Source organism: Pedobacter sp. R-06, assembly GCF_049913135.1.
Lineage (GTDB): Bacteria > Bacteroidota > Bacteroidia > Sphingobacteriales > Sphingobacteriaceae > Pedobacter.
On the sequence record NZ_CP183977.1, the window covers coordinates 1,846,361 to 1,870,303 of the forward strand.

Annotated in this window: 17 protein-coding genes and 3 tRNA genes; 12 read left to right on the plus strand and 8 right to left on the minus strand. The window is 39.4% G+C overall.

Annotated elements, in window-relative coordinates:
* The first annotated feature begins 54 nt into the window (after window positions 1–54).
* The 6 genes from ACN9MR_RS07455 (at window position 55) to ACN9MR_RS07480 (ending at window position 9,351) form a co-directional block, all read left to right on the plus strand.
* Window positions 55–1,029 carry a PorP/SprF family type IX secretion system membrane protein gene (locus ACN9MR_RS07455; protein ID WP_426328983.1) on the plus strand — a complete coding sequence of 325 codons (975 nt, stop codon included), beginning with the start codon at window positions 55–57 and terminating at the stop codon, window positions 1,027–1,029.
* 44 nt (window positions 1,030–1,073) lie between these two features.
* Window positions 1,074–3,035 (plus strand): OmpA family protein, encoded by a 1,962-nt coding sequence (locus tag ACN9MR_RS07460; protein WP_426328984.1) that lies wholly within the window; start codon window positions 1,074–1,076, stop codon window positions 3,033–3,035.
* Between the two features lie 604 nt (window positions 3,036–3,639).
* A complete protein-coding gene (dinB, locus tag ACN9MR_RS07465) occupies window positions 3,640–4,953 on the plus strand; it encodes a DNA polymerase IV (protein WP_426328985.1) in 1,314 nt (437 codons plus the stop codon).
* Between the two features lie 2 nt (window positions 4,954–4,955).
* Window positions 4,956–7,970: a DNA polymerase III subunit alpha gene (gene dnaE, locus ACN9MR_RS07470; protein WP_426328986.1), complete on the plus strand. Its 3,015-nt coding sequence runs from the start codon at window positions 4,956–4,958 to the stop codon at window positions 7,968–7,970.
* 12 nt (window positions 7,971–7,982) lie between these two features.
* A complete protein-coding gene (locus tag ACN9MR_RS07475; protein ID WP_426328987.1) occupies window positions 7,983–8,561 on the plus strand; it encodes a hypothetical protein in 579 nt (192 codons plus the stop codon).
* Between the two features lie 280 nt (window positions 8,562–8,841).
* Window positions 8,842–9,351 (plus strand): YdeI/OmpD-associated family protein, encoded by a 510-nt coding sequence (locus tag ACN9MR_RS07480; protein WP_426328988.1) that lies wholly within the window; start codon window positions 8,842–8,844, stop codon window positions 9,349–9,351.
* A gap of 128 nt (window positions 9,352–9,479) precedes the next feature.
* Here ACN9MR_RS07480 and ACN9MR_RS07485 read toward each other — a convergent pair whose 3' ends face one another.
* From ACN9MR_RS07485 to ACN9MR_RS07505, 5 genes are all read right to left on the minus strand, one after another.
* The gene (locus ACN9MR_RS07485; RefSeq protein WP_426328989.1) at window positions 9,480–10,241 is read right to left on the minus strand and encodes a polyprenol monophosphomannose synthase; all 762 of its coding nucleotides are present in this window, start codon (window positions 10,239–10,241) and stop codon (window positions 9,480–9,482) included.
* Window positions 10,242–10,825: 584 nt separating this feature from the next.
* Window positions 10,826–12,307 (minus strand): peptide MFS transporter, encoded by a 1,482-nt coding sequence (locus tag ACN9MR_RS07490; RefSeq protein WP_426328990.1) that lies wholly within the window; start codon window positions 12,305–12,307, stop codon window positions 10,826–10,828.
* A 68-nt stretch (window positions 12,308–12,375) separates the two neighbouring features.
* Complete coding sequence (locus ACN9MR_RS07495; protein WP_426328991.1) at window positions 12,376–13,965, minus strand: peptide MFS transporter; 1,590 nt, start codon at window positions 13,963–13,965, stop codon at window positions 12,376–12,378.
* 147 nt (window positions 13,966–14,112) lie between these two features.
* Window positions 14,113–15,009, minus strand: coding sequence for a hypothetical protein (locus ACN9MR_RS07500; protein ID WP_426328992.1), 897 nt, complete (start codon window positions 15,007–15,009; stop codon window positions 14,113–14,115).
* Between the two features lie 37 nt (window positions 15,010–15,046).
* Window positions 15,047–16,222 carry an acetyl-CoA C-acyltransferase gene (locus ACN9MR_RS07505; RefSeq protein ID WP_426328993.1) on the minus strand — a complete coding sequence of 392 codons (1,176 nt, stop codon included), beginning with the start codon at window positions 16,220–16,222 and terminating at the stop codon, window positions 15,047–15,049.
* Window positions 16,223–16,729: 507 nt separating this feature from the next.
* Here ACN9MR_RS07505 and ACN9MR_RS07510 point away from each other — a divergent pair.
* Window positions 16,730–17,728, plus strand: coding sequence for an IS110 family transposase (locus tag ACN9MR_RS07510; protein ID WP_426325762.1), 999 nt, complete (start codon window positions 16,730–16,732; stop codon window positions 17,726–17,728).
* A 325-nt stretch (window positions 17,729–18,053) separates the two neighbouring features.
* Here the strand turns inward: ACN9MR_RS07510 and ACN9MR_RS07515 are convergent, their stop codons facing one another.
* From ACN9MR_RS07515 to ACN9MR_RS07525, 3 genes are read right to left on the minus strand one after another with little or no spacing between them, the layout of a single operon-like run.
* A complete protein-coding gene (locus tag ACN9MR_RS07515; RefSeq protein ID WP_083505516.1) occupies window positions 18,054–18,221 on the minus strand; it encodes an Arc family DNA binding domain-containing protein in 168 nt (55 codons plus the stop codon).
* 2 nt (window positions 18,222–18,223) lie between these two features.
* Window positions 18,224–18,745, minus strand: coding sequence for a hypothetical protein (locus ACN9MR_RS07520; RefSeq protein ID WP_426328994.1), 522 nt, complete (start codon window positions 18,743–18,745; stop codon window positions 18,224–18,226).
* A gap of 5 nt (window positions 18,746–18,750) precedes the next feature.
* On the minus strand, window positions 18,751–19,608 hold the full coding sequence (locus ACN9MR_RS07525) for an SPFH domain-containing protein (RefSeq protein ID WP_426328995.1): 858 nt from the start codon (window positions 19,606–19,608) through the stop codon (window positions 18,751–18,753).
* A gap of 190 nt (window positions 19,609–19,798) precedes the next feature.
* Here ACN9MR_RS07525 and ACN9MR_RS07530 point away from each other — a divergent pair, with 190 nt between their 5' ends.
* From ACN9MR_RS07530 to ACN9MR_RS07550, 5 genes are all read left to right on the plus strand, one after another.
* On the plus strand, window positions 19,799–21,805 hold the full coding sequence (locus ACN9MR_RS07530; protein ID WP_426330219.1) for an HD family phosphohydrolase: 2,007 nt from the start codon (window positions 19,799–19,801) through the stop codon (window positions 21,803–21,805).
* A 79-nt stretch (window positions 21,806–21,884) separates the two neighbouring features.
* Window positions 21,885–21,971 (plus strand) — tRNA-Ser (locus ACN9MR_RS07535).
* A 101-nt stretch (window positions 21,972–22,072) separates the two neighbouring features.
* Window positions 22,073–22,146, plus strand: a tRNA-Pro gene (locus ACN9MR_RS07540).
* 50 nt (window positions 22,147–22,196) lie between these two features.
* Window positions 22,197–22,270, plus strand: a tRNA-Pro gene (locus ACN9MR_RS07545).
* Window positions 22,271–22,498: 228 nt separating this feature from the next.
* Window positions 22,499–23,770 (plus strand): site-specific integrase, encoded by a 1,272-nt coding sequence (locus tag ACN9MR_RS07550; RefSeq protein WP_426328996.1) that lies wholly within the window; start codon window positions 22,499–22,501, stop codon window positions 23,768–23,770.
* Window positions 23,771–23,943: the final 173 nt, after the last annotated feature.

The following is a 23,943-nucleotide window of genomic DNA, read 5'->3' on the forward strand; positions in this document are numbered from 1 at the left end:
TATGAGGCTTTGTACAGTCTGGTTTAAAACTAGACTGTACTTTAAGATATTAAGATGATGAAGAAATTAATATGGTTAATAGCAGGTTTGTTTTTGTTGCTTTCGCGGCAGGTGTCTGCACAGCAGGATGCCCAGTATAGCCAGTACATGTTCAACGGGATCTACATCAATCCCGCTTACGCCGGCTATAAAGAGGTACTGAATGTACATAGCTTTTACCGGAGCCAGTGGACGGGTATTACCGGGGCACCAAGAAGCATGTCGCTGGCGGTAGATGCCATTGCAAACAGCGGCAACGTAGGTTTGGCCCTTCAGGTGGCGAGCGATAAACTTGGTGCACAGACCAACCTGAGTATTTACGGCAACTACGCTTACCGCATCAGGATGAACGATGATGGCAGTTCGAGATTGGCACTGGGCCTTGGCCTTGGAATGGTGCAGTTGGGTATAGATGGTTCGCTGCTAAACCCGAACAACCCTGAGCCTAACCAGCCAGTTGGTATGCAGAGTACCATTGTGCCCGATGCAAGGGCAGGGGTTTATTTTTCCAACGATAAGTTTTATGCAGGTTTCTCGGCCGATAACCTGATTGCCACTTACATCGATATCGACCGTTATGCCTTTATCCCACAGCCCAAACCGCATTACTACCTTACCGCTGGTGCCTTGTTTCCGCTTTCAGAAGATTTTCAGGTTAAACCTTCTTTTCTTTTAAAAGACGACCGTGGAGGTCCCACGAGTTTGGATTTGAATGCGTTTTTGATGATCAAAGATTTTATCTGGGTTGGCGGTTCGTACCGTACAGGTGTAAAGCTGTATGATAAAAGCTATTTGCAGCGTGATCTTACCCCCAGGAACTCTGCCGTAGCAGCGATACAGATTTTTCCATCCGAGAAACTCAGGATCGGCTATGGTTACGATTTTTCAATCGGTCCGCTACAGGGTTATAGCGGCGGAACACATGAGATTTCTATCGCTTATTCTTTTATCAGACAAAACATCAGATTGGCAACCCCAAGGGTATTTTAAACTAATTATATTCAGTATTTTTGACCAACTATCCCAACAACATAATGAAGAAAATTTTAATAGGCACCTGCTTTTTTGCATATTGTTTATTTGCATTCAGTTTTTCGGCAAGTGCCCAGTATGCATTAAAAGATGCCGATAAGCAATACGAACTGTTTAATTACAGCAAAGCAATAGATTTATATGAACAAGCCTTTAAAAAGAAAGAAACTTTACATGCTGCAGAGCGTTTAGCAAGTGCTTATACGTTCGTTTATAACTACAAACAAGCCGAAAGCTGGTATGCTATTGCAGCTAAAATGCCAGGTAGTAGCCCTGAGAATATTTTGGGTTACGCCAAAGCTTTACAGGGCAATTCGAAATACAGCGAAGCCAAAGTCCAGTACCTGAATTACATTGATAAAAAGAAAAATATATCAGAAAAGCAGCAGGCCGTTTGGCTTGCCTCTTGCGATTCGGCTTTAAAGTGGATCAGAAATCCGAAGAAAATCGAACTCATCAACCAAAAAACTTTAAATAGCACACAGTCCGATTGGGGTGCCGTTAACTATAAGGGAGCGGTTGTATTTACTTCCGATAGATCAAACAGTGGGTTAAATGCTCAGGAAAGCAAACCGTTTTTAAGATTCGACGGGTCAAAAGAACCCGATAAAAAAGTATACGGATGGACCGGTAACGGATACCTGAAACTATACATCAAACCATCGCCAAACGATAGCCTTCAGTTATTCCCCATAAAAGCAGGTACAAGGTATCATGTAGGTTCGGCAAGCTTTACAGCTGACGGCAAAACCATGTATTTTACGCTCACCCGTATCACTGACGAACTGGAACGCTTAAAAAAACAACCAACAACCGTTAACGTAGAAATTTTTAGCAGTACAAAAGATGCCAATGGTGTTTGGGGTGAACCGGTCTCATTTGCATATAATAATGTAAATGCTTACTCTGTAGGTGATCCTTTTATTACTACTGATGGAGATAGCCTTTATTTTGCCTCGAATATGCCAGGTGGTTTAGGGGGTACCGATATTTATGTTTGCCTAAAAACAGATGCTGGTGAATGGGGCAAACCAGTTAACCTGAAAGAAGTAAATACCGAAGGCAATGAACGCAGTCCGGTTTTTGATGAAAAGGATAATTTCTACTTTTCTAGCGATGGCAGAGTTGGCATGGGAGGATTGGATGTATACCAAGCTTTAAGAGAAAAAGGCAAGATTAGCCAGATCGAAAATATGGGTTATCCTTTCAACTCTCCCCAGGATGATTTTGGCTTTAGTTTAAACGAAAAAAGTGGTATTGTTTATCTTTCTTCCAATCGCGAGGGTGGTTTAGGTAGCGATGATATTTATTCCATTGATCAGAAAATGATCCTGGCTTTCAAATTAGAAGGCAGGGTATTTGATAAAAATAGCAACCAGCCCATTGCAGGTGCATTGGTAACCTTGGCAAAAGTAAATGGCGCTGTTTTAAAAACTGAAACTGATGAGAATGGCGGTTATAGATTTAATTTAGCCAAAGAATCTGAATACAATGTTTCGGCAGAGAAAACAAACTATAGATCTGATGTAGAAAATCTGGCAACTATTGGTTTAACAACTTCTAGCGTACTTACGCAAAACCTATATCTGGAAGCTATTGTAGTGAACAAAGCCATTAAGCTGGAAAATATCTATTACGATTTCGATAAATGGAATATCCGCCCGGATGCAGCAGTAGAGCTGGATAAACTGGTTAAAATCATGGCCGATAACCCGACCATCTGGATCGAGTTAGGTTCACATACCGATAGCAGGGGTAAGGATGGTTATAACTTAAACCTATCGCAAAAAAGAGCTGAATCTGCTGTGGAATATATCATCTCGAGGGGTATCGATAAAAACCGAATCACCGCAAAAGGATATGGTGAAACACAGCTGTTAAACAAATGCAGCAATGGGGTAGCATGTAGCGAAGAAGAACATCAGTTAAACAGAAGAACAGAATTCAAAATCGTAAAACAATAAGCATAATTAAGATTTAGAATATATTTATTTTTAGTACATGCCTCTGATGAAAATCGGAGGCATTTTTGCTTCCATAGTCGGTGATCTGCGGATTATTCAATTGACATTTGTATTAATACCGCATTAGCTGTCAATCGGTTTATCGGTCTAATCATAGTCGAAGCCCTTTTTTACCACATAAATAAATATAAGGCCATACAAGCTTATATTTTCTTCAATAACTTATATGGTAAAAATGCCCGTATTAATTCCTGCACTCCATTAAATAACGTCAATAACAGCGTAGTCGAAGGATATTTATTTGCGTTTTATCAATCTCAAGCAGTCTTCTACTACGCTCAAGCTAACGACCGCGGTGCTTAACTTAATGACATCGGATTCCCTCTTGAAGCGGAAATATGGTTCTACTTAATGTTCTCAACTTATTAATGGTCAGATGATGGAAAATGTAACGTTTTCTTAGTCTAAAACTCTTTTTTACCTAATCATAATGTAATTTTAAAACTAAAAATGTTAGTATTTTGTTTAAAATTAATCAATGATAATTTTCTTTAAAACTAAGAATATTAGTATTTTTGATCTCAATCATCCTTATAATACGAGAATGGATAAAGAAAGGCAGATTATTCATATGGATCAGGATGCATTTTTTGTATCGGTAGAAATCAGAAAGAATCCCAAACTGTTGGGTAAACCCGTAATTATCGGTGGCGGTGGCGATAGAGGTGTGGTAGCCTCTTGTAGCTACGAAGCACGCCAGTACGGCATACATTCTGCAATGCCCGGCAGGACGGCAAAATTGCTATGCCCTCAGGCTATATTTTTAAAAGGAGATATGGAAGAATATTCCAAAGCCTCGCACGAGATTACCGAAATTATTGCCGATAAAGTTCCCCTTTTTGAGAAGGCCAGTATCGACGAGCACTATATCGATATGACGGGCATGGACCGCTTTTTTGGTTGCATGAAATTCGCGTCAGAGCTCAGACAAAATATTATCAAAGAAATGGGTTTACCGATTTCCTTTGGCCTGTCCATCAATAAAACAGTAGCTAAAATAGCCACCAACGAATCTAAGCCTGGTGGCGAACGGCAGGTTACATTTCCCGAATTGCGGCCCTTCCTCGATCCTTTGGCTATCCACAAAATTCCGGGTATAGGCCACGCTACTTATAAAAAGTTAAGCGAAATGGGTGTTCGCGAAATCCTTACGCTTACCCAGATCCCACAACAGCTCATGTTTAAAATTTTGGGCCAACATGGTTTAAGTTTATGGCAAAAAGCAAACGGGATTGATCTTTCTCCCGTAGTGCCTTACCGCGAAAGAAAATCTATCGGTACACAGGCTACCTTCGAAAGCGATACCATGGATATGGCCAAACTAAAGGCCATTATAACCGGAATGGTTACCGGCTTAACTTTTCAGCTACGCAACCAGAAAAAATTAACCGCCTGCATTACCGTAACCGTGCGGTATACCAATTTCGAAACTGTTACCCAGCAAGAACGTATTCCGTATACCTCGCTCGATTCTTTTTTAATCAGCAAGGCACATAGCCTGTTCGAAAAAGTGTATGCAAAGCGGATGCTGTTACGGCTGATAGGCGTAAAGCTTTCGCATCTGGTGAGCGGTTACGAGCAGATTGGTTTATATAATATTGCCGAAGAAGAATATAGTCTTTACCAGGCTATGGATAAGGTACGTAACCACTATGGTGCCGAAGCAGTGGTAAAGGCCTGTATTGTTACCCAGCCACCCCGCGATGAAACGGGGAAAATAATCAAGTACAATCCGCGTAAAAAGAAAATATTGATCGAAAACCAAACAGAGGAAGAACAGCAGGAGGTAAGGAAACGATCGAAAATTAGAAGTTTTATGAGTGAAAAAGGAATAATAGGTACTAAATCTTATGATTAGCGATGTTTTTAAATGTGCATTCTTCTTATAGCCTAAAGTATGGTACACAGAGCATTGATCAGTTAATTGCTACGGCCCGTAGTTTGGGTATCCACCAAATGGTACTTACTGATATCAATAACTCAACCGGGGCGGTAGAGTTTATTCGCGAGTGTTACAAACAAGGCATTGCCAAAGAAGCCGACGAAATACACAAAGGCAATATTCCGTATCAGATTAAACCGGTAGCGGGTATCGAATTCCGGATCGATAACAGGTTGTTGTATGTGGGCATTGCGAAGAATAAAGAGGGAATGCGTGAGCTGAATGAATTTTTAAGCCACCACAACATCAACCATATTCCGTTACCCAATATTCCACCCGAAATGGAGAATGTTTATATCATTTATCCCTTTCAAAAATCTTTTGACCCAGCACTAAAAGCAAATGAATTTGTAGGCATCCGGGCCAAACAGCTCAACCTGTTGTATAAACATCCGCTTTTAAAACAGAAAGAAAAGTTGGTGGTGTGGCATCCTGTTACCGTTAACGGTAAGATTACCTACCGCCTGCACGAATATTTTAGAGCGATCGAGCTCAATACGCTTTTAAGTAAAGTGCCCGATGAGCAAAAATGTGATCAGGATGAATTCCTGATTCCAGAAGCAGAACTAACCCAGCAATTTGAACAGTATCCCTTTATTGTTCAGAATACACAGAAACTGATAAACAGCTGCGATTTAAGTGTTTATTTTGAAGATGGCCCTACACCTACTTCTAAAAACAAGTTTTTTTATACCGGAGATTCCGAAGGGGATAAAAAAATGCTTCGAGAGTTGGCCGAAGAAGGGCTTAAATATCGTTATGGTGAAAATAATACAGAAGCTGTTGAGCGTTTGGAGAAAGAACTCCGGATCATCGAACTTAAAAACTTCTGTGCCTATTTTCTTATCACCTTCGATATTGTAAGCTATGCCATGAATAAATGCGGTTTTTACCACGTTGGCCGTGGCTCGGGTGCCAACAGCATTGTAGCTTATTGTTTGCGCATTACCGATGTAGATCCGATTGATCTCGACCTGTATTTCGAACGCTTCCTACATGAAAAACGGACAAGTCCACCAGATTTTGACATCGATTTCTCCTGGGACGAAAGAGAGGTGATACAGCGTTATATCTTTGAACGCTATCCCAAATGGCATGTTGCTTTTTTAGGTACGATGAGCACTTTTAAAGATCGTGCAATTATCAGAGAAATTGGTAAGGTGCTGGGTTTACCCAAAGGCGAAATAGATAGTTTTACCGATCCTACCAAAGAACGCGAAAATTCGGAGAATGCAACTTATCAGAAATTATTGGCTGTGCATGCCTATATGAAAAGTATGCCCAACCAGCGTTCTATCCATGCCGGAGGGATTTTAATCTCTGAAGAGCCTATTACCTATTATACCGCATTGGATATGCCACCAAAAGGTTTTCCGACTGTGCAATGGGATATGTACGAAGCCGAAGCCATCGGTTATGAGAAATTCGATATTTTAAGTCAACGGGGTATTGGGCATATCCGCGAAGCTGTGCAGCTCATTAAAAAAAATAAAGGAAAGGATATCGACATACACGATTTTAAAACTTTTAAAGAAGACCAGAAATTGAATGGTATCCTTAAAGAAGGACAGCCCATAGGGTGTTTCTATATCGAATCGCCAGCTATGCGGCAACTGCTCAAAAAACTGAAATGCGACAATTACCTTACGCTCGTGGCAGCCAGTTCCATTATCCGCCCGGGGGTGGCCAGTTCGGGCATGATGAAATCCTATATCGAGCGTTACCATGCCCCTGATAAAGTAGTATACCTCTGCGAAGTGATGAAAGAGCGGCTTAGCGAAACCTATGGGGTAATGGTTTATCAGGAAGATGTGATCAAAGTATGTCATTATTTTGCAGGCCTTGATCTTGCCGATGCCGATATCCTGCGCAAAGCGATGAGTGGTAAATACCGGTCTAAACTGGCTTTTGATGAATTAGTAAACAAGTTTTTTGTTTCAGCCAGAAATGAAGGGCATTCAGAAGAACTCATCACCGAAGTTTGGCGACAGATTTCATCTTTTGCCGGTTATAGTTTTTCGAAAGCACATTCGGCCTCTTTTGCAGTAGAAAGTTATCAGAGCTTATTTTTGAAAACATACTACCCTATGGAATTTATGGTAGCGGTACTAAATAACTATGGTGGTTTTTACAGTCGCTGGGTTTATGTATATGAACTGCAAAAAACAGGAGCAAGGGTACATTTGCCTTGTGTTAATCGTAGCGATGAAGTAGTGAATATAAATGGCGAAGACGCTTATCTAGGATTTATCGGCGTTCAGGGACTGGAAGAAAAAAACATCAAAATTATTCCACAAGAACGTGCTGCAAATGGTTTGTATATCGATCTCGAAGATTTTGTAAGGCGGACCTGTATTTCGCTGGAGCAAGCGATTATTTTAATCCGTTTAGGTGCCTTACGTTTTACCGGGAAAGACCGGAAAACCCTGCTGTGGGATGTGCACAACTACCTGGGGTTTAAACAAAAGAAAGTGAACCATGCCGAGCTTTTTAAGCTCAGTTACAAAACCTATCAGCTCCCCGCATTGGCCGATTCGGAGCTCGAAAACGCTTACACTGAATTGGAGTTATTGGGTTATCCGCTCAATTATAAAATGTTCGATTTTCTGAAAACACCATACCGTGGTGATGTTATGGCAGCCGATATGCACAAACATTTGGGTAAAACGGTAAGAATGGTAGGGAACTATGTTTGCGAAAAAACAGTACACACCATTAAAAATACCAAAATGTGGTTCGGGACTTTTTTAGATGCCAACGGCGATTTCTTCGATACTACACATTTCCCAAATACTACGCCGATGTATCCATTTAAAGGAAAGGGCTGTTACCTTATTTTAGGTAAAGTGGTAGAAGATTTCGGCTTTCAGAGCATAGAGGTTTTAAAGTTTGCCAAATTGGATATCCAGATGAACCCGGTGGCAATTGATTAAAATAAAATTGATATGGATTTAAAATTAAAAAAAGAGAGGTATTCAATAGTTGTTTACCCTCACCGAGAAGTCATTGGTGATGTTAGAGTTTTGAAAGACAGACTCTGGTCCAAAGTTGGCTGGTATCATAGTAGAGATTCAGAAGCACATGTTACGATTGCTCTGTTTGAAGCAAATAAGCGTGAATTGGATTTTTACATAGCTTATACTGAAGACTTTTGTTATGCTGAAAAGCCCAACTTTGTGATGTTTGATCATTTAATTGCTTCGGAAAAAAACGGAGCAATTGTTGTTTTACCTAACAAGAACGCTAAACCTTACTTTAATAATCTTTTTAAAAGATTTAGAGAAGGCTTGAGATATAAGAAAGTAATTAACGGATCTGCTGCCCATATCTCTATTGGAAGGAAACTACATCCCGTAGATATTGAAATAGCTCAAGATCTATTCGAAGAAGTTAGCTTGAACTTTTTATGTGAAAAGATTGCAATTCGTAAATTCAATGATGAGATAAGACAGTATGAGGTCATTTATGAATTTTATTTTTTGGGAAATCCTCTTAAACAAGGACAACTTTCATTGCTTCAATAGAATGCACCCGCTATAACCCATAGTTGTAAGATTGCTTCGTCGTGCCTCCTCGCATCCGAATCTATCGGATGACGACCTTTCTTTTGGGTTTTGTTAATGGTACCGCAGCGAAGTACTCGGTGGCGATTTAAGGACTACAGATCGTCATTTCGAGCGCAGCCGAGAAATCTGCTCACCTGAATATAAGGTAGGGATCTCTCCATTTCGCGGTGCTTCAGTCGAGATGACGACATTTCTATCATCTTTTAGCAGTTAAAATATAATTTCATATTTTTAAGCCATGATTCACTTTAAAGCAGAGATAGAGCGTTTCGAAACCATGGGTGAAAAAACCGGCTGGAGTTATGTGTTTATTCCGGCAGCACTGGCCAACGAAATCAAACCGGATTGTAAAAAGAGTTTCAGGGTAAAAGGAAAGATAGATCAGTTGGAGATTAGCGGTATGGCAACCATTCCAATGGGAGAGGGCGATTTTATTATTGCTTTGAAAGGCGAAGTCCGTAAAAAACTAAGAAAAGAAGCCGGAGCAGGTGTCGAACTTTACTTAGAAGAAGATAAAGATTTTAAGATCGAAATGCCCGAAGACCTCGAAATCTGTTTATCAGAAGAAGAACATTTAATCCGGAATTTTTTAAAACAGCCTAAATCGCACCAAAACTATTACATCAACTGGATCAACCAGGCTAAAACTGAACCCACACGCACCAAAAGAATTGTAATGACTGTTAAAGCGATGGATAAGGGACAGGATTTTGGCGCAATGATCAGGGAATCGCAAGGTAAGGCTTAAGTCTGTAGTCTTCAGTCCTCAGTCATGAGTCGGGGAGATTGGTTAATACAAAATAGCCCGGTCTATAGGCTGATAAGATTTGTTAATCAGAAATATATAGGATCAAACTATAACAATGACTAAAGACTCTAGACTCCCGACTTCGGACTTCCGACTTCGGACTTCCGACTATAACTCCTAAACCAACTCCAAACCTTCATCTGGATTACACCTAAAAAAGCCTCCCTAAAGATACGGGTGCTCATTTTTGATGTTCCTTCGGTACGGTCGGTAAAGATGATTGGAACTTCGACCACTTTAAAGCCAAATTTAATGGCGGTGAATTTCATTTCGATCTGAAACGCGTAGCCAACAAACTTAATTTTATTTAGTGGAATGGTTTCCAACACAATTTTGCGGTAACATTTAAAGCCGGCAGTAGCATCCTGAATATTGATCCGGGTAATCATACGCACATACATTGAAGCAAAATACGACATTAAAACCCTGCCCATTGGCCAGTTTACTACATTTACACCTTTAACATACCTGGAGCCAATGGCTACATCAGCACCATTTACACAGGCTTCGCGTAAGCGGGACAGATCATCGGGGTTGTGCGAGAAATCGGCATCCATTTCAAAAATGTAGGCATAATCGTGTTGTAGTGCCCAATTGAAGCCGTAGATGTATGCTGTGCCCAATCCTTGTTTCCCAGCACGCTCCTCAATAAATAAATGTCCTTCGTATTCGTCTTGTAACGATTTTACAATTTCAGCAGTTCCATCAGGCGAACCATCATCAATAATTAAAACATGAAAAGGCTGCGTTAAAGAAAAAACCTTTCTAATGATCTTTTCGATATTTTCCTTCTCGTTGTAGGTGGGAATGATGACTAAACTATCTGACACGTTTGTTGTGGTTTTTTAAATAATATAAGCTTTTGGCTTTGTATGTGGTATGTTATGCTTATTAGCGCTGTGCAATTGCTTTTAATGTGCGAAAGTAAATATTTAATGTGAAACCTTTATGAATTTTCATTAATAACCAATGATTCCTATTCCTGAACTTGTTTTATTAGTAGTCTTTACTGTTTTTAAAGCATTGTCAGTCTGAGCGTAGTCGAAGACCTTACCCAAATATTTCCCGCTGATTTCGCAGATCACCGCCGAGGAACTTCTGTTGGTCCGGATTTGTTATCTAGATCTTCGTTTTCAAGATCTGTATCCAGGTTTAGCAGTTTTGCAATATTACAGATACCGACTAGCTTTTATATTTATTTTTAGCTTTTGCAGCACAAACCACTGTTCCTAAACCCGATCGGCGTGTAAAGCCCGTAGACCGAAGCATAAGGGCGAGGACTTGGAACAAAGAGCGGGACGGCAGACCTCCAAGAACTACTGTCTTTTCATTTTCAAACCTTCCGATATTTTAATAACTAATCGTTCTGTAGATTTCTTCCAGAACATTTGGAATCGAAATGACGATCACTTTCTTACCTCACTTCCTGCATTAATTTCTTAACTAGCTGCGAGAAAATAATCAACGCCAAACCTGCAATTAAAGAGTATAATGCCAGTGCTTTATAACCTTCGGTATAAGCCATTAATTTTGTGGTTAATGATGCATTATCAATGCTCGACATTTCTGCACCTAATTTTCCGGCAGCCAATTGCCCGAAAGCACTTGATAAAAACCAAAGCCCCATCATCATCCCAAACATTTTCTTTGGCGAAAGTTTAGTAATGATCGACATACCTATCGGGCCCAAACAAAGTTCGCCAAGGGTTAATAATAAATAGGCTAATGTAAATACATTTAACGAGCTAATGCCCTGCGCATTGGCGAAGAACCTGGTGGCGTAAAAAACATAAAAACTCAAAGCCAGTAAAAGGAATCCGATTCCGAATTTTACCACAGTATTCGGTTCAATTTTGCGTTTGTATAAGCCTAACCACAAAATGCCAACAATTGGACTAAAAACAATAACAAAGAACGAGTTAACGCTATTGTTTACTACATTCGGATCGATATTGAAAAAGAGGATTTTATGATCAAGATTGTCCTTTGCAAATAACGATAATGAACCGCCACTCTGCTCAGATATGGCCATGAAAATGAAATAACAGAAGATAAAAACGAAAGCTGCCAGTAGTTTATATTGCGCTTTTTTATCTTTTATTTTAAACGTTTCATACAAGAAATAAATCAGGGCAATAATGCCTATGGTATACATGAAATAATCGGTAAAGGCCGTGTTTTTTACCATGATATAAATCAGTGGAATACAAAGTATCGACCCCACATACACGGCAATTTCCCATAGCTGCTGTTTTGATTTTTTAAGGTGCAGTAAAGGCGAATTCCCGATCGGACCTAAGTGTTTTTTTGTGAAAATGAATGTGCCCAAACCGAACATCATTACCAGTGCCGCAGACAGGAAACATAAATGCCAGTTGTAATATTTACCGAGATAAATACACATGGCACCACCCAATAATCCACCTACATTAATACCGGCGTAAAAAAGCCCATAACCGGCATCTCTGCGGTTGTCTTTCTCGTGGTATAATTCGCCAACCATTGATGAAACATTGGGTTTAAAGAAACCTGTTCCAATAATAGATAAGGTAATGCCTACATAAAACAAATCGTGAGGAGAGAAGGCTAGGATTAAATTCCCGATAATCATCAATGATCCGCCCCAAAAAAGAGATTTCCTGAAACCTAAAATCTTATCGGCAAAAATACCGCCTATAAAAGTAAAGGCATAAACAAAAGCTTGTATAGCACCATACTGTAGGTTCGATTTTTGGTCGCTTAAACCCAGTTGTTCAACCATAAAGAAAGCCAATACCCCGCGCATTCCGTAAAAACAGAAACGCTCCCACATTTCTACCAATGATAAATGCCAGAGCTGTTTCGGATATTTTCCCTCAAAATTTTGAATATCTTCTATTGAAACTGTTTTTTCCATTAAATTAAATATGCTTAAAAATTAAAAGCCCGATGGAGATCGGGCTTTTTGTTGAATTTATTTTTTGATTAGTGAACGCCGTGCATCCATTTACGCAATATCGGACTTATAGCAAACATAATTAAGCCTGCAACAATAGGTATAATGGTAAATATTAAGAAGAAAATCGAAATGGAGTATTCTGAACTTATTTTGTCAATTAAGCCGCCGGTAGTACCCGCTAGCCAGTTACCAATCGCTGTACACGTAAACCATACACCGAACATTAAACCGACCACTTTAGCCGGAGCTAATTTACTAACGTAAGATAAGCCAACAGGCGAAACACATAATTCGCCAACGGTATGGAAGAAGTAAGCGAAAATTAACCAAAACATACTTACCTGTGCAGATGTAGCACCTTTTGCAATATCCATACCTCCATAAGCCAATCCTGCAAAACCTATACCCACAAAAATTAAACCGAGTCCGAATTTTACAGGACCACTTGGGTTAAATTTAGTTTCCCATATTTTAGATACAAATGGTGCAAGGGAAACAATAAAGAATGAATTTAGAATTCCAAACCATGAAGCAGGAACCTCTGTGTTTAAAGCGGTAAATTCTTTTTCTACCTTCCAAATGGCTAATCCCCAGATAATAATGAAGCTTATTGCAGTGAAAATTATTGTGGCAGGATATTTTTTTGCGATTTTTGCCGCCAGGCTTAATAAAACAACGGTTACCGCAATGAGTGGAAAAATAGTAAGTATTGCATCAACCCATTTAAAGATTGTACTTGCATTCCCTGTTAAATTTCTAAGTGTATAATCTTTAGCAAAAATAGTCATTGAGCCACCTGCCTGCTCAAACACCATCCAGAAGAAAATGGTGAAAATTGAAAATACAGCGACCACAGCTAAACGTTGATTGCTTACTTTTTTTGGTAAAACTTCATCAGTTGGATCAATTACTTTTTCTGTTTTATTTACAGCAGCACCTAAAACACCAAAGATTTTTTGCCCGAAGTAAAACTGAAGCATTCCAAAAAACATAAATACCCCCGCTAATCCAAACCCCCAATGCCAACCCACTTTTTCACCAATATAACCGCACATTAACATGCCTAAAAAGGCACCAGAGTTAATACCCATGTAAAAAATAGTGTAAGCAGCATCTTTTTTATCACTTGTAGATGGGTAAAGTTTTCCAACGATAGAAGAAATGTTTGGTTTAAATAGTCCGTTTCCAGTAATTAATAAAAATAATCCCAGATAGAAGAAATTGGTATTTGCTCCTTCTAAGGCCATTGATATATGGCCAATGGTCATAATTAAAGCGCCAATGATAACGGCCTTTCTATATCCGGTCAATCGATCGGCAATTAAACCACCAATTATTGGAGTTAGATATACTAAACCTGTATACCAGGCGTAGAGTTGCAAAGCCTCCGGTCTTGTCCATTGCCAACCGCCTTTACCTATTTCGCTTACTAAGAATAAAACAAGTAATGATCTCATTCCATAGTAACTAAATCTTTCCCACATTTCTGTGAAAAATAGCACAAAGAGGCCTACCGGGTGGCTAAATAATTTTTCTTTGGATACATTGTTACTGTCTAAGTGGAGATCTAGTTCCTTGCTATGGTCAATACTAATGGTTTCATTAGATGTTTGCATAAAACATTTGTTGGTTTTAGTTTATGAATTCAGAATTTGTGTGTTGTTTAAGCTAGTTAAGCAGGGCGCAATATAGTCAGCGAATGCCAAACTCACAAATTTTTAAATGATGTGTTAGGTAAATGATTTGTTAAGGTTTGTTAAGATTTAAAACTTTCTGATGGGTTTAACATTTTTCTTTGGGTCGGCATAGAGCTCATCACTCGAATTTGGATCGTTGTTAAGCGTTAAATCTTCTTGCAGTTTCAGCCTTCCGCCAACGATTTTAAAGCCATCAAAAGTGCCATCAGATCCGTGATATTCAAATGTATCTTTCATTTCCGGATTGAAGGATGCTAAATGGTCGAACACGATCATCCCGGCCTTTAAATCCGTTTTTAAAGTCATTGCATTCGATTTGGCATATTCGAATATTACCCTGTTTTTTCCTTTTAGTTCTTTTCCATCGAAAACCGGAGCACCAAAAATGAGATTATCTTTATCGAAAGAGAGGATATCGATTACCTTTTTAGTAGTAAATTGCGTATTTCCTTTCCAGCCTAAAAGTACATAATAGGGCAGGCGGTTTCCACTGGTTACCGGAACAATTTCATAATACCTGGTTCCAAACCATTTTTGGTTATTGGTAATGCTGTTTGGGTCGGCTAAATTGTCGGTCTGATCGATTAAGGGGTAAAGTTTCAATGGGCCACTTTTGGTATTCATCTGGATGGCGCCATAATAGCGGTATGTACCGTCTTCGAGTAGCACATACCAACTTAAAATCCTAAAAACCTGATCAGATGATTTAATTACCGATACATTTTTAAGCGAATCGAATGGATAAGAAAAAGAATTGGGGGCTTTTAAAGCCTCTACCAAGGTTTTTACAAAATTGCCGTTTATTTCTAGTTTTTGTGCATCATTTTGAGCAGCAATAACCCTTGCCGATATTTTAATCAGTGTATCTTGAAAAACCGCTAATTTATTTGACGCCTGCTGCGCTTTTAAATTAAAGCTTAGCGTTCCAAAGATTAAAAGGATATAAAATCTGATAAGTTTCATACGATCAAATACGCAAAGATTCTGCAAAACCAAAAAATTATAATTTCTCTATAACAAGTGCACTTGCGCCGCCACCTCCGTTACAGATTCCGGCAACACCGATTTTTCCATCGTTTTGTGCCAATACCGAAAGTAAGGTAACTACAATTCTTGCACCCGATGCGCCAAGTGGGTGACCCAATGAAACAGCACCACCATTAACGTTAACCTGACTGCCGTTTAGTTCTAAAAGTTGATTGTTCGCAATGGAAACTACAGAAAAAGCTTCGTTAATTTCGAAAAAATCAACATGCTTAATATCGATATTGGCCTTCTGTAAAGCCAATGGAATTGCTTTTGAAGGTGCGGTTGTAAACCACTCCGGTGCTTGTTGTGCATCAGCATAGCCTAATATTTTGGCCAAAGGTGTTAAACCCAGTTCTTTTGCCTTATCGGCACTCATTAAAACCAATGCTGCTGCGCCATCATTTAAGGTAGATGCATTTGCTGCAGTTACGGTTCCATCTTTTTTGAAAACAGGTTTTAATGAAGGTATTTTATCAAATTTAACCGCCGTTGGCTCATCATCGGTATCAACTAAAGTAATTTCGCCTTTACGGTCTTTCACTTCTACAGCTACAATTTCGCCGGCAAATTTGCCCGAAGTTTGTGCTGCCTGTGCTCTTTTGTACGATTCTATTGCAAAATCATCCTGCGCTTCGCGGCTGATATTACATGCTGTAGCGCAAAGTTCGGCGGCAGATCCCATATGATAATCGTTATAAACATCCCATAGTCCATCTTTTACCAAGCCGTCCGTAATTTGCCCATGGCCTAAGCGATATCCGTTTCTTGCCTTATCCAGGTAATAGGGAACATTACTCATGCTTTCCATGCCACCGGCTACAATAATTTCATTATCGCCATTTGCAATACTTTGTGCTGCAAGCATAATTGCTTTTGTGCCCGAAGCGCATACTTTATTTATTGTGGTAGCAGGTAAATCTGGTAAACCTGCAAATTTTGCGGCTTGCGTGGCTGGCGCTTGCCCTAGGTTTGCAGATAAAACATTACCCATATATACTTCTTGGATCTGTTCTGGTTTTAATCCAGCTTTTTCGATAGCAGCCTTAATGGCAAAGCCACCAAGTTGAGTAGCAGAAAATTGAGCTAATGAGCCTCCAAAACTACCAATAGGCGTTCGCACAGCTGATACAATTACAACTTCTTTCATTTAAACTAAATTTTATGAATTTTTGGTTAGGCCGCTAAGTTATACATTTTAAATATTAAACAAAGCCCGCAGGTTTAATTCGAGGTTTTGATGTCTTTATTAGCCTCATTGAGAGCTAACGCCGTTCCAAAACCTGCGAGGTTTAAAAATAACGTTTAGAAAATGATTTTAGCCTATTCGAAAATAATAAGTTTTAATAGATTTTTGAAAGGTGCTGCAGTGATACTTAGGGGTGTTCAGTCCTGCTGTTCGCTGTAGCCCTCATACTTCGGGGCTGTCGCTACCATCCCTTAGGTTTGAGAAAGATTATCAAAGAATTAAATTTGACAAAGGAAACCTTAAAAGCAGAGGTGAACTATGCTGCGATCCAGACTTACGATCTAGAACCTGTAACAGACCTCTGCTTTTTAGTTGAACAAGAACCATATAGAATTTTAGTCTAGCGGACTATTAAGGGATTCAGTTTTATTCAACTTTAGGATTTCCATTTCACTTAACCGTAAAGTTATGAATTATGAACTATTTGTTGGAATAGATATTTCCAAATCAACCATCGATGTTGCTGTTGTTACACAGGCCTGTTTCGAGAAGCCCCTCCACCATGTTTTTAAGAACAGCTATGATGGCTTTGGCCTAATGCTGGAATGGCTTTCCATACATGGTATCGCGCTTAAGAAGGTTCTTTTCTGTTGCGAGCATACAGGTATTTATATCTGCCCCATAACCAACTTTATGCATGCAAATGATTTATCTATATGGGTTGAAAACGGGCTGCACATTAAGCGTTCCATTGGACTTAAACGGGGGAAATCTGATAAGGCTGACGCACAGGCAATCGCAAGCTATGCTTTTTCAAATCAGCACAAAGCCCGTCCTTACCTCCTTCCTTCGGCAACAAGCTCAAAACTCAAACACCTGCTGGCACACCGCGAACAGTTGGTAAGACACCAGACCTCTTTTAAATGCACCTGCTCAGCGCTTAAAGGATTTGATAGGGAGAACGCTGGCTATTGCATAGCCGATAGCCAGGAAATGCTTGCCCTTTACGCCGAACGGATAAAAAAGGTAGATATCGAGTTGGCAGCCTTAATAACAGAGGACCAGGAACTAAACGAACAGTTCAGCCTTGTGCAGAGCGTGCATGGGATCGGAAAGCAGACGGCTATGTTTATCCTGATCCATACTGAAGCCTTCGCTGCATTTTCAGACTACAGAAAGTTTGCGAGCTATTGTGGAATAGTCCCATTTCCACATAGCTCGGGGACGAGTATACGAGGGAGAAACCGGGTAAGCAACCTCGCCAATAAAAAACTAAAGGCGTTACTGACCATGTGTGCGCTAAACACGATAAAAAAAGATAACGAATTCAAACGATACTATGATCGAAAAAAAGCTGAGGGAAAAAACGCTATGTGTGTACTGAATGTGATAAAAAATAAGCTACTGAGCAGAGCTTTTGCTGCTGTTAAAAGAGGTACGCCATACCTCCTGGAGCCTGCTGCATAAATCTAAAGTAATGCTTCTCAGAAAAAAAACTTTTTATTTGCATAAACCATAGAATACAGGTTTAGGTTACTTGGGCTGGTGGTTCTTGGGCTGGGTTGTCTTTCTGGCGGCGATTACTCCCCTCCTTGTTTTAAGGAGGGGTGCCCGCAGGGCGGGGTGGTTAGCGTTAGGGATTGTAAGGGTTCAGTACCGATTCTATCGGTACCGGAGCAAAGCGAAGCCCTGCAAAGCCCGACCCTTGCGTAGCTTGGGGAACGCCCAAATATTAACAGACTTCCGAAGTTTGCTGATGCCCTGGGCCCTGGAAGCTTCGGAAGTCTTGCTTTCATTCTTCTTTTGTTTTACCTTTTTTTCTTGATTTTAAAGCCTGCGTGAGTAGAAACTCGATCTGTCCGTTCGTACTTCTAAACTCATCGGCAGCCCAGGTTTCTACTTCTTTTAATAAAGCAGGACTAATTCTTAATACAAAAGCTTTTTTATCTTTCTCCGCCATTCTTATTGTATCGCTTGTATATTATACCTCGTTTTTAAATTAATAAGGAACATTTGCAGTTCTTCTATCTTATTTGAGCTGAACAGAAGCTTTTTGCCATTTTTAAATTCAATCTGTAAACCTTTATCTTTATCGTTTAGGATATAGGCCTTGTCATTAAATTTAAACCAAAGCCTGCTGCGAACACCAAATCCGCCATAATCTCCTAGAGCATTATACTTGTTGATATAAACTTTCTCCATGTTGCCCCAACTCAATAGCTTCAGCTTGGTTTGGAATGGAAAATACTTGTAAGAAATGCCCTCAGTGCCAATATGTAAAGTCATTTTATTTTTTTGAAGCAGGTAAATAATCGCAAAAGGAAGAAGTATTGCCCAAAATGGGGCAAAATAATTGGCTTTTAAAGTCTCAAAGCTCATTCCTCCTTTATCAAAAAGTACAATACTCAGCACCATAACGGCATCAATAGCCAATAAAATATAAAGCCACCAAAGTTTTAAGCTTTGTTTTTCCTCAAATTCCATTGTGGCTAATTATATAGGGTTCCGGTGTTTACCACGGGTTGTACATGGCGGTCACCGCAAAGCACAACCAATAAATTGCTTACCATAGCAGCTTTACGCTCTTCATCCAGCTCAACAATTCCTTTTTGCGATAATTTCTCTAAAGCCATCTCTACCATACCTACAGCACCTTCAACTATTAATTTACGGGCCGCAATAACCGCTGTAGCCTGTTGACGCTGTAACATGGCACTGGCAATTTCTGGTGCATAAGCCAAATGCGAAATTCTGGCTTCTAAAACTTCAATGCCCGCGCGCGATAACCGTTCGTTCAGTTCGTTTTCTAAAAGTTCGCTCACCTTATCAGCACCATCTTTTAAGGTAATGCTGGTTTCTTCGCCTTCTGCATGGTCATAAGGGAAAATGTTAGCCAAATGCCTTACAGCGGCTTCACTTTGTATGTTTACGTATTGCATGTAATTTTCAACAGAAAACACTGCTTTGGCTGTTTCGTTTACTTTCCAAACTACCACAGCAGCAATTTCGATCGGGTTGCCCAGTTTGTCGTTAACCTTTAACTGCTGTCCGTTTAAATTGTTTGCTTTTAACGATAAGCGTCTTTTAGCGGTTAGGGGATTTACCCAGAAAAATCCATCAGCTTTTACTGTTCCGATATATTTTCCGAAAAGGGTGAGTACCATTGATTGATTGGGGTTGATGATTAAAAAGCCCGGGAATATTAAAAATATATCTATTGCCAGTAATATCCCTCCCCAGAGAAAAATTTCTGAAAAAAAACAGAAAATAGAAGCGCCCAGCAATGCAATGCATAGTGCGAATGTTAGATAGCCAGATGGCGGATTAATAATTTTTTCTTGATACATAATTGATATTAATTTGATATCATAAAGTAAAATATAAAATCTGGTAATTGCAAACAAAACCTGTAAAATGTATATTAGATAAAAATGCTATTTTTGACAATACAATAATTACATCGTTTTGGCCAAAATCAAAAGAAATTCACACAAGATCCTTTACCGGAAGTATTCATCAAACCTAAAATATGTGATGATGATATTTACCGTTTTCATTATTACGTTATTCTTACCCAAACAGCCCCGGTTTAGATATGAGTTTGAAAAAAATGCGGTATGGAAAAACAAGGACCTGATTTCGCCCTTCAGTTTTGCTATTTTAAAAACCAACCCACAGGTTAGTGCCGATAAAAAGAATGCACTAAAAGATATTTTGCCAGTTTACCAATTCGATAGGGGCATTACGGCAAATGCTTTGGAGGAGTTTGCCAACGAGTTTGATGTGAAATGGAAATCTAAGCAACTTAACGAAAAAGATAAGGACGCATATAAAAGCGCTTCCTATAAATTGCTGCAAAACATTTACGAGAAAGGGATTATTGGTTTAAATGTGAAACATCAGGCAGGAGGGAAGAACTATGACTTTTCTTTACTTGAAAACAATGTTGCCCAGGAAAAGAATACGCAGGATGTTTTTACCGCAGAATCGGCCCTGAAGTTTTTTAAAGATAATTTTAAAGCCCCCAATCAGGTAATGGGCGATCTGGTTGCAAACCTTGCCATTGATCATATTACGCCGAACATCGTATTTGATGAGCGGCTGACCCAAACTATACAGGATAATACGCTTAACAATATCTCTACTACCAAGGGGATGGTTCAAAAGGGAGAGCTTATTGTAGCGAAGAATGATGTTATTGATGAAGAAATTTATCAGAAACTAGAATCGTATAAAGCAACCTACGATGCACAAAGCAAAACAATTGGTAGCAGGGCATTGGTTTATTTGGGGCAGGTAATATTGGTTGGCTTTATACTCGCCATTTTAATGTCGTTCCTTTTTCTTTTCCGGAAGGATATTTTTGCCGATAACCGTCAGCTTTCTTTAATCCTGATTGTTACCACGGGGATGTTACTGGCATTAACCTGGGCCATTAAAATGGAAATCCCAAGTTTGTACTATATTCCGTTTTGTGTAGTGCCCATTATCATCAGGATCCTGTTCGATACCCGTTTGGCGCTTTACCTCCATATGCTGGTGATTTTAATTGCTGGTTTTTTTGTGGCCAATAGCTTCGAGTTTGTGTTTTATCAAGTTACTGCGGGCATGGTTGCCATATTTAGTATAAAAAACTTTGTTAAGCGCGAAAGATTCCTGGTTTCGGCCTTATTTATTCTTTTGGCCTATTTGGTTTCTTTTGTAGGTATTGCCCTGCTTCGTGAAGGATCTTTCCGCGAAATAGAATGGATGAATTTTATTCCTTTCGTTTTTAGTGTACTTTTATCTCTTTTAGCTTACCCTTTAATTTATCTGTTCGAACGCATTTTTGGTATCACATCAGATGTGGCCTTAATTGAGCTCACCAATACCAATAATAAACTCTTAAGGGAGCTTGCCTTTAAAGCGCCTGGAACGTTTCAGCACTCTTTACAGGTGGCAAACCTTGCAGAGGCCGCGATATTTAAAATTGGGGGCAATTCGGTGCTGGTAAGGGCAGGCGCTTTATATCATGATATCGGAAAGGTAGATAATCCACAATATTTTATCGAGAACCAGAATACCGCCGTTAGTCCGCACGATAAACTACCGTATGAACAAAGTGCGCAGATTATTATTCAGCATGTGCATAAAGGAATTGAGATTTTAAGGAAGAACCAGATTCCTGAAGCGATTATTGATTTTATCAGAACACACCATGGAAATACCCGGGTTGATTATTTTTATCAGTCTTTTTTGAAAAATACGCCTGAAAAATTCGTGGACGAAAACATTTTCCGTTACCCTGGACCAATACCTTTTAGCAAAGAAACTGGTGTGTTAATGCTCGCAGATTCGGTCGAAGCTGCCTCAAGAAGTCTGAAAAATCCCGATGCGCAGAACATAAATGACATCGTTGAACGGATAATTAACTACAAATTGGAGCAAAATCAGTTAGATGATTGCGATTTAACGTTAAAAGATATTGAGACTATCAAATTGATATTCAAGACGATGCTTATGAGTATCTATCATGTGCGTATAGATTATCAACAAATTTTGTAATTTTTTTTTGTTGGATAACTTGTTTTACTATATTTGCAGACCTCAAAACAACGCCGGTAGGGCAGAAAATAGAGGATAAGGAGAGGTGCCTGAGTGGCCGAAAGGAACAGTTTGCTAAACTGTCGTACTGGTAACGGTACCGCGGGTTCGAATCCCGCCCTCTCCGCAGAGAATAAAAAAAATGCAAATAAAAATGGAATTATCAATTTAAAACCGTTTCTTTGCAATCCCTTCGAAAAAGGGAAATAAAAAAGAAGATACCAAGTTCGGGATGTAGCGTAGCCCGGTATCGCGCCTGCTTTGGGAGCAGGAGGTCGTAGGTTCGAATCCTGCCATCCCGACAAAAAGTTGATCCACTTTTAAAACAGGATTAAAAGATCGATACCAAGTTCGGGATGTAGCGTAGCCCGGTATCGCGCCTGCTTTGGGAGCAGGAGGTCGTAGGTTCGAATCCTGCCATCCCGACAAAGACAGATACAAATTGTGTCAAAAACCCTCTAAATGGTTCATTTAGGGGGTTTTGTTTTTTTATTCGGCATAGTTTGGGACAAAGAATATCAGATATTTTTTTACCAAATCCAGTACCAGATTTTTCTATTTAATATTGTCTTTCAACAAAACTGAAATTTTATTGCAAATAATTTTTTTGGATAAACCGACCAGGTCTACCGCTCTTTTTGCTGTTTTTTGGTAGTGGATTTGGTAAAAAAAATAGGAGAAGATTTTATGAAATCTAACCACAGTTTTAGCGTAAATTTCTTCGTTAGGCGCGATAGGGAGGCGTTTGGCAAGGTTCCTTTGTATGTAAGAATTACTGTTGATGGCAGAGTTATTTGTTTTGCTGCCAAGAAATCTATTGAGCTCTCGCAATGGGATCAGAAAGCGCAGCGAATAAAAGGAAATTCCATCGAAAACAATTCTGCACGGGATCGAATGAGACAGCTTACTAATGAGATTAGCACCGCCTATGATGAGCTTCGCTTTCAAAAGGAAGTAATTACTGCTGAAAAAATCAGGGCTAAGGTAGAAGGTGAAGATCAAGGCAAAAGTTTGAAGGATCTGATTAAGTATCATTTTGATCAGCCCGGCAAGCTATTGTCGGCAGGGACACTCAAGAACTACTATTCAACAGAAAGGTTTCTATTGGAATTTCTTAAAAAGAAAAAGTTCACGGATATCCAGTTGTCGAAAATTGATTTTAAGTTTCTTACGGACTTCGGTATCTATCTTCGAACTAAAACGCCAGATAAAGGGCAGAGGGTGTGTACTAATAATACTGTTATGAAGCACATGGAGCGATTTCAAAAATTGATGGGACTAGCATTGAGGTTTGGATGGATTCTACGAGATCCCTTTATTCACTTTACAAGAAAAGTGATTACTAAGGATAGAGATTGTCTTGATGATATTGAGCTTAAGCTTATCCGGGATGTAGAACTTCATGATGCTGTTCAGTTAGTAGTAAGAGATATGTTTATCTTTAGTTGTTTTACCGGTTTGGCTTATGGTGAAATCAGTAGCTTGGCTTTGCATCATATCAATACTGACAGCGAAGGAGGTATTTGGCTAATTATGCAGCGTCAGAAGACCTTTCATAGCACAGAGCGCAGCTTTCACGTTCCGGTGTTACCAATTGCACTTGAACTCATCCAGAAATATAAAACATCTCCAGATTCCTTAAACCGCGGAACATTATTTCCCTGTCCTACAAACCAGTATACCAACAAAAATCTAAAGTTGATTGCAGAAAAAGCGGGTATAGCCAAAAAGCTAACTTTTCATATTGCCAGGCATACATTTGCAACAACAGTAACGCTGGAGAAAGGAATATCGATAGAAAGTGTTTCCCATATGCTTGGACATTCAAGCATCCGTACCACACAAGTTTATTCAAAGGTAAAGCAGAAAAAAGTTGCAAGCGAAATGAAGTATCTTATGATGGCTCAACAGGTCTTTTCAAAATAATTTATTCATCTAACCTTTGTAAATGAGTAAGAAACGATTTTAGGAAAAAGGGTTAATACTCTTTTCCTAAAATCAAAGATTTGTGTTTACGCTATGTATGAGCATTCTAATAGATCTTCGGAGGGTATATTTTGTTATCTGCTTTATTATTATAGCATGGAGCCAAAGGGAGT

Bases quoted from the DNA above. Each gene is read 5' to 3' on its own strand.
- ACN9MR_RS07510 (WP_426325762.1), top strand. From the start codon at position 16,730: ATGAATTATGAACTATTTGTTGGAATAGATATTTCCAAATCAACCATC.
- ACN9MR_RS07475 (WP_426328987.1), top strand. From the start codon at position 7,983: ATGGATTTAAAATTAAAAAAAGAGAGGTATTCAATAGTTGTTTACCCT.
- ACN9MR_RS07515 (WP_083505516.1), bottom strand. From the start codon at position 18,221: ATGGCGGAGAAAGATAAAAAAGCTTTTGTATTAAGAATTAGTCCTGCT.
- dnaE (WP_426328986.1), top strand. From the start codon at position 4,956: ATGTTTTTAAATGTGCATTCTTCTTATAGCCTAAAGTATGGTACACAG.
- ACN9MR_RS07460 (WP_426328984.1), top strand. From the start codon at position 1,074: ATGAAGAAAATTTTAATAGGCACCTGCTTTTTTGCATATTGTTTATTT.
- ACN9MR_RS07500 (WP_426328992.1), bottom strand. From the start codon at position 15,009: ATGAAACTTATCAGATTTTATATCCTTTTAATCTTTGGAACGCTAAGC.
- ACN9MR_RS07505 (WP_426328993.1), bottom strand. From the start codon at position 16,222: ATGAAAGAAGTTGTAATTGTATCAGCTGTGCGAACGCCTATTGGTAGT.
- ACN9MR_RS07480 (WP_426328988.1), top strand. From the start codon at position 8,842: ATGATTCACTTTAAAGCAGAGATAGAGCGTTTCGAAACCATGGGTGAA.
- ACN9MR_RS07490 (WP_426328990.1), bottom strand. From the start codon at position 12,307: ATGGAAAAAACAGTTTCAATAGAAGATATTCAAAATTTTGAGGGAAAA.
- ACN9MR_RS07525 (WP_426328995.1), bottom strand. From the start codon at position 19,608: ATGTATCAAGAAAAAATTATTAATCCGCCATCTGGCTATCTAACATTC.
- ACN9MR_RS07520 (WP_426328994.1), bottom strand. From the start codon at position 18,745: ATGGAATTTGAGGAAAAACAAAGCTTAAAACTTTGGTGGCTTTATATT.
- dinB (WP_426328985.1), top strand. From the start codon at position 3,640: ATGGATAAAGAAAGGCAGATTATTCATATGGATCAGGATGCATTTTTT.
- ACN9MR_RS07530 (WP_426330219.1), top strand. From the start codon at position 19,799: ATGATATTTACCGTTTTCATTATTACGTTATTCTTACCCAAACAGCCC.
- ACN9MR_RS07495 (WP_426328991.1), bottom strand. From the start codon at position 13,965: ATGCAAACATCTAATGAAACCATTAGTATTGACCATAGCAAGGAACTA.
- ACN9MR_RS07455 (WP_426328983.1), top strand. From the start codon at position 55: ATGATGAAGAAATTAATATGGTTAATAGCAGGTTTGTTTTTGTTGCTT.